Source organism: Burkholderia sp. ABCPW 14 (assembly GCF_001523835.1).
Classification (GTDB): Bacteria; Pseudomonadota; Gammaproteobacteria; order Burkholderiales; family Burkholderiaceae; genus Burkholderia; species Burkholderia mayonis.
The window spans coordinates 40,623-58,383 of the sequence record NZ_LOVS01000193.1; the positions used below are offsets into that span (position 1 = coordinate 40,623).

The following is a 17,761-nucleotide window of genomic DNA, read 5'->3' on the forward strand; positions in this document are numbered from 1 at the left end:
TTCAAGATTCGGTTGGTGAGGAGGGCGACGCTTCGACGAGCGCGCGCAGCGCTTGCGCGTCGGCTCGCGACAGGCGGCCGCGGGCGTCCGCCTTCACGGCGCCGCGCAGGTCGTCGCTTGTATACAGTGCGACGTGGATGCCGATGGGCTCCGCGCCGCGCGCTTCGCGCCACAGGAAACTGAGCGTCTCGACGTCGCCGCGTCCCGCGAAGTGGCGGGTCTCGGACACGTCGTACTGGATGTTCTGGTTCAGCAGATAGATCGCGACGTCCTTCTGGTTGTCGCAGAAGGCGAGCAGATGGACGTCGGAATGCGCGTTCGCCGTGCCGTTCAGCACCGCGCCCGCGATGTATGGATTGAACGGCGCGAGCCGGCTCATCCACGCAAGCGCGACAAGACGCAGCCGGCGCAGTTCGGCGGGCTGCGTTTCGCCTTGGAACAGCGCGAGGTATTCGTGCAGTTCTTCTTCGATCTGATCGTTATCCGGTAGCCATTCGCCGGCAATTCGGCTGTCGCCGAGCACTTGGCGCGCGGCTTTGCGCTTCGCGCCGGCGTAATCGAGCCCGTCTTCGGCGATCAGGCGCGCTGCGGCGAGCGCGATTTCATCGCGTACGCGCCGCGGGTCGAGTAGGGATTTGCGAGACATGATCCGGCAATCATACTAGATCGGTGCCGACCGACCCGGCGGTTGCGTCAACCGTCGTTCGCGTCGGGGCCGTCAGTTACAATAGCCCCCTTTGCGCGGCGGCGCGAGCGCCACGTCGCACGTGTTTCCCCGGCAACCGGCGCGACGCGCGGCCGGCCTCCGATTCGACTACGCCCACGCGGCGCGACGCTTTATGCATATCCACATTCTCGGCATCTGCGGCACCTTCATGGGCGGTCTCGCCGTGCTCGCCCGCGCGGCGGGCCACACCGTGACCGGCTGCGACGCGGGCGTCTTTCCGCCGATGAGCACGCAGCTCGAGGCGCAGGGCATTCGGCTGATCGAGGGCTACGGCGCCGAACAGATCGACCTGAAGCCCGATCTGTTCGTGATCGGCAACGTGGTGTCGCGCGGCAATCCGCTGATGGAGGCGATCCTCGATCGCGGGCTGCCGTACGTGTCCGGTCCGCAGTGGCTCGGCGAGCACGTGCTGGCGGGCAAGTGGGTGCTCGCTGTCGCCGGCACGCATGGCAAGACGACGACGAGCTCGATGCTCGCGTGGATCCTGGAAGACGCGGGCCTGAATCCCGGCTTCCTGATCGGCGGCGTGCCGCTGAACTTCGGCGTGTCCGCGCGCCTCACCGATTCGAGCTTCTTCGTGATCGAAGCGGACGAATACGACACCGCGTTCTTCGACAAGCGCTCGAAATTCGTCCACTACCGGCCGCGTACCGCGATCCTGAACAATCTAGAGTTCGATCATGCCGACATTTTCCCGGATCTCGCCGCGATCGAAACGCAATTCCATCACCTTGTTCGTACGGTGCCGAGTGTCGGCCGGCTCGTGACGAACGGTCGCGAAGACGCGCTCGAACGCGTGCTGTCGCGCGGCTGCTGGAGCGACGTCGAGCGCTTCGGCGTCGACGGCGGCTGGCAGGCGCTGCCCGCTGAGGACGGCGTGCCGGTCGACGAGCGCTTTGCCGTGTATTGGCGCAGCGAGCGGGTAGGCGCCGTCGACTGGCAGGTGCAGGGCGAGCACAACCGGATGAACGCGCTCGCCGCGATCGCGGCCGCGCGCCATGTCGGCGCGCCGCCTGCGCAGGCGGCCGCCGCGCTGGCGTCGTTCCGCAACGTGAAGCGTCGGATGGAAGTGCGCGGCAGCGTCGACGGCGTGACCGTCTATGACGACTTCGCACATCATCCGAGCGCGATAGAAACGACCATCGCCGGTCTTCGTGCCCGCATCGGCAGCGAAAACACTCGAATCCTCGCGGTGCTGGAGCCGCGTTCGAACACGATGAAGCTCGGCACGATGAAGGCGCAACTGCCGGCGAGCCTCGCCGACGCCGATCTCGTGTTCGGCTACGGCGCGCCGACGGGCCGAGACGCGCTCGGCTGGAGCCTCCCCGATGCCCTTGCACCGCTCGGCGACAAGGCGCGCGCGTTCGACGACCTGCACGCGCTCGTGAAGGCGGTGGCGGCGGCGGCGCGGCCGGGCGACCAAGTGCTCGTGATGAGCAACGGCGGCTTCGGCGGCGTGCACCAGAAGCTGCTCGACGCGCTGTCGGCTCGCGGCGACGCGGTATCGGCCCGGAGCGGCGCGTGATTCTGTATCTGCACGGCTTTCGCTCGTCGCCGCAGTCGTTCAAGGCGCGCGCGCTTGCCGCCCGGCTCGCCGATCTCGGACGCGCGGACGAGTGGTGCTGCCCGACATTGTCGGTGGCGCCGCTCGACGCGATCGCGGCGGCCGAGGCGGAAGCCGCCGGCGTGCCTGCGTGCGACGTCACCGTGATCGGCAGCTCGCTCGGCGGCTACTATGCGACCTGGCTTGCGGAAAGGCACGGCTGGCGCGCGGTGCTGCTCAATCCGGCGACGCAGCCGCAGCGCGACCTGCGTCGCTATCTCGGCGAGCAGCCGCTTTGGCACGGCGGCGGCACGATCGTTGTCGAGCCGCATCATCTGGACGAGCTGAACGCGTTGCGCATCGCGGCGGTCACGCGGCCCGAGCGCTACTATTTGTTCGCGGCGACAGGCGACGAAGTGCTCGACTACCGCGAGATGCTCGCGCGCTATCCGGGCGCGCGAACCCGCGTCATCGATGGCAGCGATCACGGGATCAGCGAATTTGCGGACTACATCGACGACGTTCTCGCATTTTGCGACGCCGGATAGGCCGGCGCCGGATGCGAGGTCCGGCGCATGGCGCCTTACACACCACACGCGGCGTCGCCTGCTTCCGAAGCGAAGCGCGGCGCGCGGAAGTCTGAACGAAAGACGAGAGTACTGAGTGAACGTTTTCTTCGAGGAATCGGGCAGTTTCAAGGCGGGCAGCGTGCTGTCGCGCCAGGGCGATGCGTTTCAGGTCGAATTGCCGGGCGGCCGGCGCGCGAAGGTGCGCGCGAAGGACGTGCTGATTGAATTCGAGAAGCCCGCCGCGAGCGAACTGATGCAGCAGGCGGACGAGGCCGCGCAGCAGATCGATCTGGATTTTCTGTGGGAATGCGCGCCCGCCGAGGAATTCGCGTACGCGGCGCTCGCTGATGAGTATTTCGGCGCGAGCTATGGCCCGGTCGAGCGCGCGGCGCTCGTGCTGCGCCTGCACGGCTCGCCCGTCTATTTCCGCCGCAAGGGGCGCGGCCAGTATCAGCGCGCGCCCGAAGAGCAGCTGAAGATGGCGCTCGCCGCGCTGGAGCGCAAGCGTCAGCAGGCGCTCGTGCAGGCCGGCTACGAAGACGAGCTGAAGACGGGCAAGCTGCCCGACGCGTTCGCCGGCAAGGCGCTCAACCTCCTGACGAAGCCGGACAAGAATTCGATCGAATACAAGGCGCTCGACGCGGCGGCGCTCGCGCGCGGCGTGTCGCCCGCGCGGCTGATGCTCGACTGCGGCGGCATTCCGTCCGCGCGCGCGTTGCACGAAGCGCGCTTTCTCGCCGAATACTTCCCGCACGGCACGGGCTTTCCGTCCATCACGGTCGGCAAGCTGCCTGACGACCTGCCGCGCGCGGACGTCGGCGCGTTCTCGATCGACGACATCACGACGACCGAGATCGACGATGCGTTCTCGGTCGAGCATCTGACCGACGGGCGCGTGCGGATCGGCGTGCACATCGCGGCGCCCGCGCTCGGCGTCGTGCGCGGCGACGCGGTCGACTCGGTCGCGCGCGCGCGGCTGTCGACCGTCTACATGCCGGGCGACAAGATCACGATGCTGCCGGACGACGTCGTCGGCGTGTTCACGCTGAAGGAGGGCGACTACCGCCCGGCGCTGTCGCTGTACATCATCGTGAAGCGCGACACGCAGGAGATCGTCGCGAACGAGACGCGCGCCGAATACGTCTATGTGAAGAGCAACCTGCGCCACAACACGCTCGACGAGCTCGTCACCGAGGATGCGCTCGCGGCCGGCACGGGCGACTATCCGCACAAGGACGACATCGCGGTGCTCTGGCCGCTCGCGCAGGCGCTCTTCGAGAAGCGCCAGGTCGCGCGCGCGGGCTACGGGCTCAGGCGCGAAGTGCAGCGCAATACCGATTACAACTTCTACGTCGAAGGCGAGCACGTGACGATCACGCCGCGCCGGCGCGGTTCGCCGCTCGATCTGATCGTGTCCGAACTTGCGATCCTCGCGAACTCGACGTGGGGCGCGTTCCTGCATGACCATAGCGTGCCGGGCATCTATCGCACGCAGCGCGCGTTCGGCATGCCGAGCGGGCCGAAGCGCACGCGGATGCAGACGAGCGCCGCGCCGCACGAAGGGCTCGGCGTGCCGCAGTATGCGTGGAGCACGTCGCCGCTGCGCCGCTACGTCGATCTCGTCAATCAATGGCAACTGCTCGCGTGCGTGCAGCACGGCGTGACCGCGAAGCTCGCCGCGCCGTTCAAGCAGAAGGACGCGGATCTGTACGCGGTCGTGCAGGGCTTCGACGATACGTACGCCGCGTACGCCGATCATCAGCGCCGGATGGAGTATTTCTGGTGCCTGCGCTGGATCAAGCAGGAAGGCCGCAAGCACGTGAGCGCGACCGTCGTGAAGGGCGAACTCGTGCGTCTCGATGAAGTGCCGCTGCTGCTGCACGTGCCCGCGCTCGGCGTGCACGCGCGCGGCACGCGCGTGCTGCTCGACGTGATGTCCGTCGACGAACTGACGATCGAGGCGTCGGTGCGGCTCTTGAGCGTGCTCGACGCGCCGACGGTGTCGGGCGGCGAGCCGGCCGAGGACGAAGAGGAGGCCGAAGCGGCCGACGACGTGCCGCTCGACGCCGCCGACGAGTCGGCCGAAAGCGAAGCGGAAGCGCTCGCCGAGGCGGGCGGCGCGGCGGGCGGCGAGGGCGACGCGTCCGCGAACGGCGAGGAGCAGCCGAAATGAGCACGACCGTCGAACCTGCTGCGGGCGCGCGCGATCGCTACGCGGTGATCGGCAATCCGATCGCGCACAGCAAGTCGCCGTTCATCCACACGCGCTTTGCCGAGCAGACGGGCGAGACGATCGCGTACACGCATTTGCTCGCGCCGCTCGAGGGCTTCACGGCCGTGGTGCGCGAATTCGTCGCGCAGGGCGGCCGCGGCGTGAACGTCACGGTGCCGTTCAAGCTCGAAGCCTATGCGCTCGCCGACACGCTGTCGCCGCGCGCGGCGGCGGCGGGCGCGGTGAACACGCTGCGCTTCGACGAGAGCGGCATCTTTGGCGACAACACTGACGGCGTCGGTCTCGTGCGCGACATCGAAACGAATCTCGGCGTGAGCCTGACGGGCGCGCGGATCCTGCTGCTCGGCGCGGGCGGTGCGGCGCGCGGCGTCGTGCTGCCGATGCTCGAGCGCGCACCCACGTCGCTCACGATCGTCAACCGGACGGCGAGCAAGGCGGAAGAGCTCGTCGGCCAGTTCACGCAAGCCGCGCACGACGCGGGCTGCGTGCTCGCGGGCGGCGGTCCCGGGCGGATCGCGCGCGAGCCTTACGACGTGATCGTCAACGCGACGGCGGGCAGCCTCGACGCGGCGCTGCCCGAATGCGACGCCGCGGCGTTCGGCCCGGCAACGCTCGCGTACGACATGATGTACGGCGCGCGGCCGACCGTCTTCATGGCGCACGCGGCGGCGCTCGGTGCGCGCGCGGCGGACGGGCTCGGGATGCTCGTCGAGCAGGCGGCGGAATCGTTCTACGTATGGCGCGGCGTGCGGCCCGACAGCGCGCCCGTGCTCGCCGCGCTGCGCGCCGCGCTCGCGGCGTCGGCGGCGCACTGAGCGCAAGAGGCGCTGGGGGATGCGGAACAGTCCCGTTTCGCCCGGCCCGGGCTTCGCGCCCGCGCGCGGCGCGACCGGCGCGCGCAAGCGCGGTCGCGCGCGCTGGTTCGCGTATGCGGGCGGCGTGTTCGCCGGCGCGTGGCTCGCGACGCAGCTTTATTACTTCGCGCAGATCGCGATGTGGACGGTGGCCGATCCGGGGTCGAGCGCGTTCATGCGCGCCGACGCGTGGCGCTTGTCGGCCGCGCGGCCCGCGGTGACGATCCGGCATCAGTGGGTGCCGTACGAGCGGATCTCGCGGAACCTGAAGCGCGCGGTGATCGCATCCGAAGACGCCGATTTCGCGAACAATTCGGGCTACGAAGTGGACGCGATCCTGCAGGCGTGGGAAAAGAACCGTGCGCACGGCCGGATCGTGTCGGGCGGCTCGACGATCACGCAGCAGCTCGCGCGCAATCTGTTCCTGTCCAGTGAGAAGAGTTACATCCGCAAGGGGCAGGAGCTCATCATCACGTGGATGCTCGAAACGCTGCTCGACAAGGAGCGCATCTTCGAGATCTACCTGAACTCGGTCGAATTCGGCCGCGGGGTGTACGGCGCGGAAGCCGCCGCGCAGTACTACTTCCGGATTCCCGCGAGCCGGCTTTCCGCGTGGCAATCGGCGCGCCTCGCCGTGATGCTGCCGAATCCGAAGTATTTCGACACGCATCGTGGCTCGTCTTACCTTGCGCAGCGCGCGGGCGTGATTGCGAGACGGATGGGCGCGGCGGAATTGCCCGCGTCGCAGTGAGCGCGGACGGGCCGCCGCGCGATCGCTTGCCGACGTGCGCCCCTGTCGATCGACGGCGCTTCTTCATGCAGGAATCAGCGCGCCCTTTGCGGCGCACCATCCCAATATCTGCGCTTCCACAAATCTTTCAGAATCGATACGTCGGGCATTCGGGTAATTACTCGATTTATTTCGATCACCAAATTAATTCCGCCGTGCAGTGCGAATCAAGCAATAAAAAATCTGCTCTACCGTCGGTTTTGTCTCGATCGTATTGACAAAATGCCGCTCGAAAGCCTGATTCCGCATCGATTTTGTTCAAATGAAAAATCGAATTTGAAAGAATAAAGTAAACCTTGTTTCTTTCAAATGTTTCGCTATTTTTCAAATCGAATCTTGTCGCGTATATTGGCCCACGCCTTGGCTTATCGGGCCGATCGAGCAAGGTGGGGGCGCCTATCCGGCCGCTCTGAAAAAACAACATGAGAGAAGGAAAACGACTATGCCAGCACGTAAAACGAAGCTGTTATTAGCCGCCGTATTCTCTTCGCTGCTCCTCGCAGCGTGCAACGGAGATGATACGAATCCCGCCGCGGGCGCCGCCGCAAGCGAAAACAGTTCGAGCAGTACCGACACCTCATCCGGCGCGGACAAGCCGTATCAAGATCCCAACCGTTATTCGTCGAGCGCGAGCGCATCGCTGTCGGCTTCCGCCGCGACCGAGAACGCCGCGATCACGCATCACCAGATCACGTTGAACGGCAAGACGATCAACTACACAGCGAGCGCGGGCCACCTGAGCGCGCGCAACCCGCAGACGGGCGCGGCCGAGGCGTCGTTCTTCTACGTTGCGTACACGGCGGACAACCAGCCGCTCGGCAAGCGTCCCGTCACGTTCTTCTACAACGGCGGCCCCGGCTCGTCGACGGTCTGGCTGCACCTCGGCTCGTTCGGCCCGAAGCGCCTCGTGACGGGCGACCCGAACGCGAACAGTCCGACGCCGTTCCCGTTCGTCGACAACCAGGAAACGCTCCTCGACACGACCGATCTCGTGTTCGTCGACGCGATCGGCACGGGCTTTTCTGAAGCGATCGCGCCGAACACGAACCAGACATTCTGGGGCGTCGATCAGGACGGCGGAGCATTTCGCGATTTCGTGATCCGCTATTTGCAGGTGAATCAACGCAACGATTCGCCGAAGTACCTGTTCGGCGAATCGTACGGCACGCCGCGCACCGACGTGCTCGCGAACCTGCTCGAGACGGCCGGCGTGAAGCTCGACGGGATCGTGCTGCAGTCGTCGATCCTCAACTACAACAGCAACTGCGACATGGCGAGCGGCAATGTCGGCAATTCGAACAACGGGGCGAGCACGATCAGTTGCGCGGGCTTCGTGCCGAGCTACGGCGCGGTCGGCGCGTACTATCGGCTCGACAATCCGAACCCGGCTGACCTGCCGCAGTATGCCGACCAGATGCGTCTCCTGACGGCGGGCACGTATTCGCCGGCTGTGAACGCCTATCTCGCGAGCAATACGCAGCCGCCGCAGAGCCTCGTGACGACGATGTCGAATTCGACGGGCGCGACCCCTTCGCTGTGGCGCGCGAACTTCAATCTGCTGCCGACTACGTACGACAACAGCTATCAGCTGGCGCTGATCCCGGGCACGCTGATCGGCCGCTACGACGCGCGCGTGAACGTGCCGACGAACAGCCCGCTCGCATCGGGCGGCGATCCGTCGAGCAGCTTCATCACGAAGCCGTTCACCGACACGATCGGCACCTATTTGCCGAACGTGCTGAAGTACTCGGCGAAGTCGGCCTATGCTGTAGGGAGCAATGCAATCTACACGTGGGACTGGAGTCACGACGGCCTCGACCTGCCCGATACGATTCCGGATCTGGCCACGGCGCTCACGCTCAATCCTTCGCTGAAGATGCTGTCGTTGAACGGCTATCACGACATCGCGACGCCGTTTTATCAGACGGAACTCGATCTCGCCCGTCTCGGTGCGCAGCCCAATCTGACGATCAAGGACTACCAGGGCGGGCACATGGTCTATCTGGACGATACGTCGCGGCCGCAGGAGAAGGCCGATCTGGTGGCGTTCTATGGTGCGACGCCCGTCGCGCAATGACGTCGAACGATGCTTCACCGTCCGTCGCGCTGCGCGCATGATGCGCCGCGCGCGACGGGCCATGACGACCCCATTTCTCATCGGAGCTGACATGAAAATCCAATCGGCATTCGCCTGGTCGGCGCTGTTCGCCGCGGGCCTCGCGTTCACGCAAGCGGCGTGCGCGCAGGAGGCGGCGAGCGACGCGCAACCCGATCGCCACACGCAGGCGCAGCTCGGCGATCCGTACGTGCCGCCCGCCGCGCGCAAGCCGACGGCCGGCACGCAGACGTCGGGCGCCGCGCTGCATGCGCAGGTCGTGCGCAAGCTGCAGCGCCAGTTCGCGGCGGCCGACGCGAACAACACGGGCCTGACCGAAGCGCAGGCGAAGGCAGCGGGCCTCGGCTACGTCGCGAAGAACTTCAAGCAGATCGACGCGAACCATGCGGGACGCGTGTCGTTCTCCGACGTGCAGCGCTACATTCAATCGCAGAGCGCGACGCAGAAGTAAGCAAGTCGCGCATCGCTTACCCCACGAGGACCACGGGGTGCGCATCGAACGGGCTCAGCCGGACATTCGGCTCAGCCCGTTTTTTCATGCGCGCGACCGGCTCGCGGGAACGATTAGAATTCCCAATATATGAGCGCTTCACTCAAATATTGGAGATGGCAGCACGCCCCCCTACAATCCGAAGCACATCGACACGCTTCGGCAGATACGCAATCGTCGCGAACTCGACGACTCGCGTGTCTGATTTGCCGGAGTTCATCGCACCATGAACAAAACGCCCATGACGATTGCCTTGAACGGCGCGACAGCCGTCCATCCCGACACGTCCGATATGTCCGATATGTCCGACGCGACGCTCGCCGACAGCATCGGCGCGACGGGCACGCCGCTCGATCTCGCCGCGCAGCAGGCGGGCACGCAAACGCTGTTGCGCGGTCTTGCGATCCTCGAGGCGGTCGCGGGCGGCGCTCGCGACATGCGCGCGATCGGCGCTGTGCTCGGCACGACGCGCAGCACGACGCACCGCCTCGTCAGCAGCCTCGTGCAGGCGCGCTATCTGCGCCAGGTGCAAGGCGGCTATCTGCTCGGTCCGAAGCTGATCGAGCTCGGCACGATCGCGCTCGAGCAGATGCCGCTCACGGCGGTCGCGCGCCCGCATCTCGAAGCGCTCGCGCAAGCGACGCTCGACACGATCCACCTCGGCGTGCGCGACGGCGACGACGTGCTCTACATCGACAAGATTCCCGGCACGCGCGGCCTCGAGATGCGCTCGCGAATCGGCCACCGGATGCCGCTCGCGTCGACGGGAATCGGCAAGGCGATGATGCTCGATCTCGATCCGGACACGTGGCGCTCGCTGTTCGACGCGTCGAAGCGCGCGCTCGCGGGCGTGAACTTCAAGCCGGATCGCCGTCCGGATATCGGCACGTTCCTGCAGCGCATGGCGCACTACGCCGCGGGCGGCTACACGTTCGATCTCGAGGAAAACGAAACGTCGATTCGCTGCGTCGCCGCGCCGGTGCGCGACGCGTCGGGCGCGATCGTCGCCGCGCTGTCGGTCGCGAGCACGATTCCCTACATGTCGCTCGACCGGATGAACGAACTCGTGCCGCTCGTGCAGCGCGGCGCGCGCGCGATTTCGGCCGACCTCGGCTGGAGCGCGCCGCAGGCGACGCGCAGGATCAAGCGATGACGGCACACGCGAGCACGCCCGCGCTGATCGGGCTCGACTGGGGGACGACGTCGCTGCGCGCGTACCTGTTCGACGCCGACGGCTCGGTGCTCGACACGCGTGCGTTCGCGGCCGGCGTGATGAGCCTGCCCGGCGCGGCGGGCGCGTCGCCGTCGCAGGCGTTCGATGCCGCGTTCGAGCACGCTTGCGGCGCATGGCTCGACCGCACGCCGCACGTGCCGGCGCTCGCGTCGGGGATGGTCGGCAGCGCGCAGGGCTGGCGCGAGGCGCCCTACGTGACGATGCCGGCCGATGCCGATGCGTTCGCGTCGAGCCTCGTGCGGCTTCGCACCGCGCGCGGTTCGGCGCTCGCGATCGTGCCGGGCGCACTCGAGCCGGGCGAGCTGCCGGACGTGATGCGCGGCGAGGAAACGCAGATCGTCGGCACGCTCGCCGCCGAGCCGTTGCTTGCGCACGAACGCGCAGGCGCGCTGATCGGCCTGCCCGGCACGCACGCGAAATGGGCGTGGGTGCGCGATGGCCGCATCGAGTGGTTTCGCACGTACATGACGGGCGAGCTGTTCGCCGCGCTACGCGGGCACACGATTCTCGGCCGCACGATGCAGCCGAGCGATGCGCCGGACTGGGCGGCGTTCGTGCGCGGCGTGCGGATCGCACGACGCAAGCGCAGCGAAGGATTGCTCGCGACGCTGTTCAGCACCCGCACGCTCGGGCTGACCGGTCAGCTCGCGCCGCAGGCGCAGGGCGACTATTTGTCCGGACTGCTGATCGGTCATGAGCTGAACGCGCTCGACGCGTTGCTGGACAGCCACCGCGCATCGCTCGCGGCGCTGGCGCCGCGCCTCGTCGGCGACGGCGCGTTGTGCGATCGCTACCGGCGCGCGCTCGCCGAATTCGGTTGCGGCGATGCGCGCATCGTCGAACGTGCTTCCGAGCGCGGCCTGTGGCGCATCGCGACGCAGGCGGGGCTCGTCGGCGCGGCAGGCGGCGCCGTCTGCGCGCCGCAATAGACGCGAAACGCGTCTCGATACGAAGTTGCTGGAGGAGGGGATGTCGATGGATGCAGAAGCACTCCGTTTTCCCGCGCCGTATGCGCCGCATCGCGGACTGATGCGCGCGTTCGACGCGTGTCCGCTGATCGCGATCCTGCGCGGACTCACGCCCGCCGACGCGGCGGCGCACGGCGCTGCGCTGTACGAAGCGGGCTTTCGCATCGTCGAGGTGCCGCTCAATTCGCCCGATCCGTTCGACAGCATCGCCGCGTTGCGCGCCGCGTTGCCCGCCGACGCGATCATCGGCGCGGGCACGGTGCTGCGTGCCGAATACGTCGACGAAGTGGTGCGCGCGGGCGGCGAGCTGATCGTGATGCCGCATGCGGACGGCGACGTCGTGCGCCGCGCGAAGACGCTCGGCATCGCATGCGCGCCCGGCGTCGCGACGCCGACTGAGGCGTTCGCCGCGCTCGCGAACGGCGCGGACGTGCTGAAGATCTTTCCCGCCGAGCAGCTCGGCCAGTCCGCCGTGAAGGCGTGGCGCGCGGTGATCGACGCGCGGGTGCCGCTCGTGCCGGTCGGCGGGATCACGCCCGAGAACATGGGCCCGTATCTCGCGGCGGGCGCGAACGGCTTCGGCCTCGGCTCGGCGCTGTATGCGCCCGGACAGGCGCCCGCCGTCACCGCTTCGCACGCGCAGGCGTTCGTCAAGGGGCTGCGGATCGCGCGCAAGGGAGCGGCGCGGTGAGCCGGCTCGCGGGCAAGGTCGCGCTCGTGACGGGCGCGGGACGCGGCATCGGCGCTGCCATCGCGCGCGCGTTCGTGCGCGAAGGCGCGGCCGTCGCGCTCGCGGAGCTCGATGCCGCGCTCGCCGAAGAGACGGCCGACGCGATCGGGCGCGATGTCGCCGATGCGCGCGTGCTCGCGATACAGACGGACGTCACGCAAGCCGAATCGATGTCGGCCGCGGTTGCGCAGGCGGCGCGCGCATTCGGCCCGCTCGACGTGCTCGTCAACAACGCCGGCATCAACGTGTTTCGCGATCCGCTCGCGCTCACCGACGACGATTGGCGGCGCTGCTTCGCGGTCGATCTCGACGGCGTCTGGAACGGCTGTCGCGCGGTGCTGCCGGGGATGGTCGAGCGCGGACGCGGCAGCATCGTGAACATCGCGTCGACGCATGCGTTCAAGATCATCCCCGGCTGCTTTCCGTATCCGGTCGCGAAGCACGGCGTGCTGGGCCTGACGCGCGCGCTCGGCATCGAATACGCGCTGCGCAACGTGCGCGTGAATGCGATCGCGCCGGGCTACATCGAGACGCAGGCGACGCACGACTGGTGGAACGCGCAGCCCGATCCGCAGGCTGCGCGGCGCGAGACGCTCGCGCTGCAGCCGATGAAGCGGATCGGACAGCCGGACGAAGTCGCGATGACCGCGGTGTTCCTCGCGTCGGACGAGGCGCCGTTCATCAACGCGAGCTGCATCACGATCGACGGCGGCCGATCGGTGCTGTACCACGACTGATTCACTCGCGCGGTCGTCCCGTCAGGGATGCACGACGTGCGAAGGCGGCGCGCGACGGTCGCACGCGCCGCGTCGAGACGACGAAGCGGCCGACAGATCCGGTGACGGAGACAACAAGGAGACAAGCAACATGAAACGCAGAATGTTCATCACGCTGGCGGCAGCGGCGACGGTCGCGGCGGCGGGCCTGCCCGCGCACGCGGCCGAGCCCGTGAAGATCGGCTTCCTCGTCAAGCAGCCCGAGGAGCCGTGGTTCCAGGACGAATGGAAATTCGCCGAGATGGCCGCGAAGGAGAAGGGCTTCACGCTCGTGAAGATCGGCGCGCCGTCCGGCGAGAAGGTGATGAGCGCGATCGACAATCTCGCCGCGCAGAAAGCGCAAGGCTTCATCATCTGCACGCCCGACGTGAAGCTCGGGCCAGGCATCGTCGCGAAGGCGAAGTCGCACGGCCTGAAGATGATGACGGTCGACGACCGGCTCGTCGACGGCGCGGGCAAGCCGATCGAATCGGTCCCGCACATGGGCATCTCCGCGTACGACATCGGCAAGCAGGTCGGCAGCGGGATCGCGGCCGAGATCAAGAAGCGCGGCTGGAACATCAACGAAGTCGGCGCGATCGACATCACGTACGAGCAGTTGCCGACCGCGCACGACCGCACGACGGGCGCAACCGACGCGCTCGTCGCCGCCGGCTTTCCGAAGGCGAACGTGATCGTCGCGCCGCAGGCGAAGACCGACACCGAGAACGCGTTCAATGCGGCGAACATCGCGCTCACGAAGAATCCGAAGTTCAAGCACTGGGTTGCGTACGGCCTCAACGACGAAGCGGTGCTCGGCGCGGTGCGCGCGGCGGAAGGGCGCGGCTTCAAGGTGGCCGACATGATCGGCATCGGCATCGGCGGCTCGGACTCGGCGCTCAACGAGTTCAAGAAGCCGCAGCCGACGGGCTTCTTCGGCACCGTGATCATCAGCCCGAAGCGGCACGGCGAAGAGACGTCCGAGCTGATGTACACGTGGATCGCGCAAGGCAAGGCGCCGCCGCCTCTCACGTTGACGACCGGCATGCTCGCGACGCGCGACAACGTCGGCCAAGTGCGCGAGACAATGGGGCTCGCGGCGAAATGAGCGGCGTTCGCCGTGCCCGCGATGCGGGCGTCGCGCGACGCGCGGCGCTCGCGGCGGAGAATGCAGCGGAGAACGCAGCGACGAACGCAGCGATGCGACGAAATGGCAATACGGATGGCAGGAGACGGAGGCGACGTGGCTGCGGCACTGCGTTTTGACAATATCGGCAAGGTCTTTCCCGGCGTGCGCGCGCTCGACGGCATCTCGTTCGACGCGCACGCGGGGCAGGTTCACGGCCTGATGGGCGAGAACGGCGCGGGCAAGTCGACGCTGCTCAAGATTCTCGGCGGCGAATATCAGCCCGATTCGGGCAGCGTGCTCGTCGACGGGCAGGCGATGCGGTTTCCGAGCGCCGCCGCGTCGATCGCGGCGGGCATCGCGGTGATCCATCAGGAGCTGCAGTACGTGCCCGACCTGACGGTCGCCGAGAACCTGCTGCTCGGCCGGCTGCCGAGCGCGCTCGGCTGGGTCAGGAAGCGCGAGGCGCAGCGCTTCGTGCGCGAGCGGCTCGCCGCGATGGGCGTCGATCTCGATCCGCAGGCGAAGCTGCGCAACCTGTCGATCGCGCAGCGCCAGATGGTCGAGATCTGCAAGGCGCTGCTGCGCAACGCGCGCGTGATCGCGCTCGACGAGCCGACGAGCTCGCTGTCGCACCGTGAGACGGAGGTGCTCTTCAAGCTCGTCGACGATCTGCGGCGCGACGGCCGCGCGCTCATCTACATTTCGCACCGGATGGACGAGATCTATCGGCTCTGCGATGCATGCACGATCTTTCGCGACGGCCGGCAAGTCGCGTCGCACGCGTCGCTCGCGAACGTGCCGCGCGAGACGCTCGTGCGCCAGATGGTCGGCCGCGAGATCAGCGACATCTATCACTACGCGCCGCGCGAGCTCGGCGAAGTGCGTCTGTCGGCGCGCGGGCTCGAAGGCGACGCGCTGCGGGAAGGCGCGAGCTTCGACGTGCGCGCGGGCGAGATCGTCGGCTTCTTCGGGCTTGTCGGCGCGGGGCGCAGCGAACTGATGCGCGTGATTTACGGCGCGGACCGCCGGACGGGCGGCGCGCTCACGCTCGACGGCAAGCGGCTCGACATCCGCTCGACGCGCGACGCGATTCGCCACGGGATCGTCCTGTGTCCCGAGGATCGAAAGGAAGAGGGGATCGTCGCGCATGCGTCGGTCGCCGAGAACATCAACATCAGCTGCCGCCGCCATGCGCTGCGCGCGGGCCTCTTCCTCGATCGCAAGCGCGAGGCGGAGACCGCCGAGCGCTTCATCAAGCTGCTGAAGATCAAGACGCCTAACCGTCGGCAGAAGATCCGTTTCCTGTCGGGCGGCAATCAGCAGAAGGCGATTCTCGCGCGCTGGCTCGCCGAGCCGGATCTGAAGGTCGTGATCCTCGACGAGCCGACGCGCGGCATCGACGTCGGCGCGAAGCACGAGATCTACGGCGTGATCTACGCGCTCGCGCAACGCGGCTGCGCGATCGTGATGGTGTCGTCCGAGTTGCCGGAAGTGCTCGGCGTGTCGGACCGCATCGTCGTGATGCGCGAAGGGCGGATCGCGGGCGAGCTCGCCCGCGGCGAAGCGAACGAAGAGGCAGTGCTCAATCTCGCGCTGCCGCAGGGTGCGATTGCGCACGCCGCGTGACGGGCGGCGCGCGATCGGCGCGCAACGGTTCGCGGCGGGCGGGACGACTGATTCAATGAACGCAGACGCGGGCGGCAGCGCCGCCCGGCTGAGGAGCAAACGACATGCAAGCGAGAGAGAATCTTCCACAAGCCGCGGCGCACGCGGCGATTGCGCCGGCCGAAGACCGGCAGCGCTGGCGGCAGCACATCGCCGACTACAGCCTCGTTGCGATCTTCGCGGTGATGTTCGCCGCGATGTCGCTGACGGTCGATCATTTTTTCTCGATCGACAACATGCTCGGCCTCGCGCTGTCGATCTCGCAGATCGGGATGGTCGCGTGCACGATGATGTTCTGCCTCGCATCGCGCGATTTCGACCTGTCGATCGGCTCGACGGTCGCGTTCGCCGGCGTGATGTGCGCGATGGTGCTCAACGCGACCGACAACACGTTCGTCGCGATCGTCGCCGCGGTCGCGGCGGGCGCGGTCATCGGCTTCGTCAACGGCGCGGTGATCGCGTATCTGCGGATCAACGCGCTGATCACGACGCTCGCGACGATGGAGATCGTGCGCGGGCTCGGCTTCATTGTGTCGAAGGGGCAGGCGGTCGGCGTGTCGTCGGAGACGTTCATCGCGCTGGGCGGCCTGTCGTTTCTCGGCGTGTCGCTGCCGATCTGGGTGACGCTCGTGTGCTTCGTCGTGTTCGGCGTGCTGCTCAATCAGACCGTGTATGGCCGCAACACGCTTGCGATCGGCGGCAATCCGGAAGCGTCGCGGCTCGCCGGGATCAACGTCGAGCGCACGCGCGTCTACATCTTCCTGATCCAGGGCGCGGTGACCGCGCTCGCGGGCGTGATCCTCGCGTCGCGGATCACGTCGGGCCAGCCTAACGCAGCGCAGGGCTTCGAGCTGAACGTGATCTCCGCATGCGTGCTGGGCGGCGTGTCGCTCGCGGGCGGACGCGCGTCGATCTCGGGTGTCGTGATCGGCGTGCTGATCATGGGCACCGTCGAGAACGTGATGAACCTGCTCAACATCGACGCGTTCTATCAATACCTTGTGCGCGGCGCGATCCTGCTCGCCGCCGTGCTGCTCGATCAACTGAAGAATCGCGGCGCACGCGATTGATTGCATCGACCGTTTTTTCGGGAATGGACAGATGAGTGAAATTTCTTCGCATCACGAATCGAGCGGCGCGCACGATGCGCAGGACGTGCAGGATATGCGTTACGCATGCTATCCGAGCCTCGCCGGCCGCACGGTGCTGATCACGGGCGGCGCGACCGGCATCGGCGCGTCGTTCGTCGAGCACTTCGCGCGGCAGGATGCGCGCGTCGCGTTCGTCGACCTCGATGCGCGAGCGGGCGAAGCGCTCGCCGCGCGATTGGCCGATGCGACGCACGCGCCCGTGTTCGTCGCGTGCGATCTCACCGACGTCTCGGCGCTGCGTGGCGCGATCGACACGATCCGCGCGCACATCGGCCCGATCGCGGTGCTCGTCAACAATGCGGCGAACGACGTGCGCCATGCGATCGGGGACGTGACGCCCGAATCGTTCGACGCCGGCATCGCGGTGAACCTGCGCCATCAGTTCTTTGCCGCGCAGGCGGTGATCGACGACATGAAGCAGTTGGGCAGCGGCTCGATCGTCAATCTCGGTTCGATCAGCTGGATGCTGAAGAACGCGGGCTATCCGGTCTACGCGACCGCGAAGGCGGCGGTGCAGGGGCTGACGCGCGCGCTTGCGCGCGAGCTCGGGCCGTTCCGCATTCGCGTGAATTCGCTCGTGCCCGGCTGGGTCATGACCGACAAGCAGCGCCGGCTGTGGCTCGACGATGCGGGCCGTGCGGCGATCAAGGCGGGGCAGTGCATCGACGCCGAGCTGCTGCCCGGCGATCTCGCGCGGATGGCGCTCTTTCTCGCCGCGGACGACAGCCGGATGATCACCGCGCAGGACGTCGTCGTAGACGGCGGGTGGGCGTAACAATCATTCGGATGACGAAGTTCGACGCAAGC

General features: G+C 67.4%; 16 protein-coding genes. 15 read left to right on the forward strand and 1 reads right to left on the reverse strand.

Annotated features, from left to right (window positions below; genetic code table 11):
- Position 1: 1 nt before the first annotated feature.
- Positions 2–646: a UDP-N-acetylmuramate--alanine ligase gene (locus WS62_RS28560; RefSeq protein WP_066578112.1), complete on the reverse strand. Its 645-nt coding sequence runs from the start codon at positions 644–646 to the stop codon at positions 2–4.
- Positions 647–839: 193 nt separating this feature from the next.
- Here WS62_RS28560 and mpl point away from each other — a divergent pair, with 193 nt between their 5' ends.
- The 15 genes from mpl (at position 840) to WS62_RS28635 (ending at position 17,729) form a co-directional block, all read left to right on the forward strand.
- The gene (mpl, locus tag WS62_RS28565; RefSeq protein WP_066578284.1) at positions 840–2,252 is read left to right on the forward strand and encodes a UDP-N-acetylmuramate:L-alanyl-gamma-D-glutamyl-meso-diaminopimelate ligase; all 1,413 of its coding nucleotides are present in this window, start codon (positions 840–842) and stop codon (positions 2,250–2,252) included.
- Positions 2,249–2,818 (forward strand): YqiA/YcfP family alpha/beta fold hydrolase, encoded by a 570-nt coding sequence (locus tag WS62_RS28570; protein ID WP_066578116.1) that lies wholly within the window; start codon positions 2,249–2,251, stop codon positions 2,816–2,818. Before mpl ends, WS62_RS28570 begins: the two co-directional genes overlap by 4 nt.
- Positions 2,819–2,933: 115 nt before the next feature.
- Positions 2,934–5,012, forward strand: a complete 2,079-nt coding sequence (locus tag WS62_RS28575) for a ribonuclease catalytic domain-containing protein (RefSeq protein WP_066578118.1) — start codon at positions 2,934–2,936, stop codon at positions 5,010–5,012.
- Entirely contained in the window at positions 5,009–5,887 is an 879-nt protein-coding gene (gene aroE, locus WS62_RS28580; protein WP_066578120.1) for a shikimate dehydrogenase, read from the forward strand. The genes WS62_RS28575 and aroE overlap by 4 nt, the downstream gene beginning before the upstream one ends.
- 124 nt (positions 5,888–6,011) lie before the next feature.
- A complete protein-coding gene (gene mtgA, locus WS62_RS28585) occupies positions 6,012–6,677 on the forward strand; it encodes a monofunctional biosynthetic peptidoglycan transglycosylase (protein ID WP_442855112.1) in 666 nt (221 codons plus the stop codon).
- A 481-nt stretch (positions 6,678–7,158) separates the two neighbouring features.
- A complete protein-coding gene (locus WS62_RS28590) occupies positions 7,159–8,793 on the forward strand; it encodes a S10 family peptidase (protein ID WP_066578125.1) in 1,635 nt (544 codons plus the stop codon).
- 91 nt (positions 8,794–8,884) lie between these two features.
- Entirely contained in the window at positions 8,885–9,283 is a 399-nt protein-coding gene (locus WS62_RS28595; RefSeq protein ID WP_066578128.1) for an EF-hand domain-containing protein, read from the forward strand.
- A gap of 265 nt (positions 9,284–9,548) precedes the next feature.
- Entirely contained in the window at positions 9,549–10,475 is a 927-nt protein-coding gene (locus WS62_RS28600) for an IclR family transcriptional regulator (protein WP_066578131.1), read from the forward strand.
- Positions 10,472–11,485, forward strand: coding sequence for a 2-dehydro-3-deoxygalactonokinase (locus tag WS62_RS28605; RefSeq protein ID WP_066578134.1), 1,014 nt, complete (start codon positions 10,472–10,474; stop codon positions 11,483–11,485). The genes WS62_RS28600 and WS62_RS28605 overlap by 4 nt, the downstream gene beginning before the upstream one ends.
- Positions 11,486–11,525: 40 nt before the next feature.
- Positions 11,526–12,215, forward strand: a complete 690-nt coding sequence (locus WS62_RS28610) for a 2-dehydro-3-deoxy-6-phosphogalactonate aldolase (RefSeq protein WP_066578137.1) — start codon at positions 11,526–11,528, stop codon at positions 12,213–12,215.
- On the forward strand, positions 12,212–12,991 hold the full coding sequence (locus WS62_RS28615; protein WP_066578140.1) for an SDR family oxidoreductase: 780 nt from the start codon (positions 12,212–12,214) through the stop codon (positions 12,989–12,991). The genes WS62_RS28610 and WS62_RS28615 overlap by 4 nt, the downstream gene beginning before the upstream one ends.
- A gap of 130 nt (positions 12,992–13,121) precedes the next feature.
- Positions 13,122–14,117 carry an arabinose ABC transporter substrate-binding protein gene (locus WS62_RS28620; protein ID WP_066578141.1) on the forward strand — a complete coding sequence of 332 codons (996 nt, stop codon included), beginning with the start codon at positions 13,122–13,124 and terminating at the stop codon, positions 14,115–14,117.
- Between the two features lie 135 nt (positions 14,118–14,252).
- Positions 14,253–15,764: an L-arabinose ABC transporter ATP-binding protein AraG gene (gene araG / locus WS62_RS28625; RefSeq protein ID WP_066578286.1), complete on the forward strand. Its 1,512-nt coding sequence runs from the start codon at positions 14,253–14,255 to the stop codon at positions 15,762–15,764.
- 104 nt (positions 15,765–15,868) lie between these two features.
- Complete coding sequence (gene araH / locus WS62_RS28630; RefSeq protein ID WP_066578143.1) at positions 15,869–16,873, forward strand: L-arabinose ABC transporter permease AraH; 1,005 nt, start codon at positions 15,869–15,871, stop codon at positions 16,871–16,873.
- Positions 16,874–16,913: 40 nt separating this feature from the next.
- The gene (locus tag WS62_RS28635; protein WP_082721378.1) at positions 16,914–17,729 is read left to right on the forward strand and encodes an SDR family NAD(P)-dependent oxidoreductase; all 816 of its coding nucleotides are present in this window, start codon (positions 16,914–16,916) and stop codon (positions 17,727–17,729) included.
- The last annotated feature ends 32 nt before the right edge of the window (positions 17,730–17,761 follow it).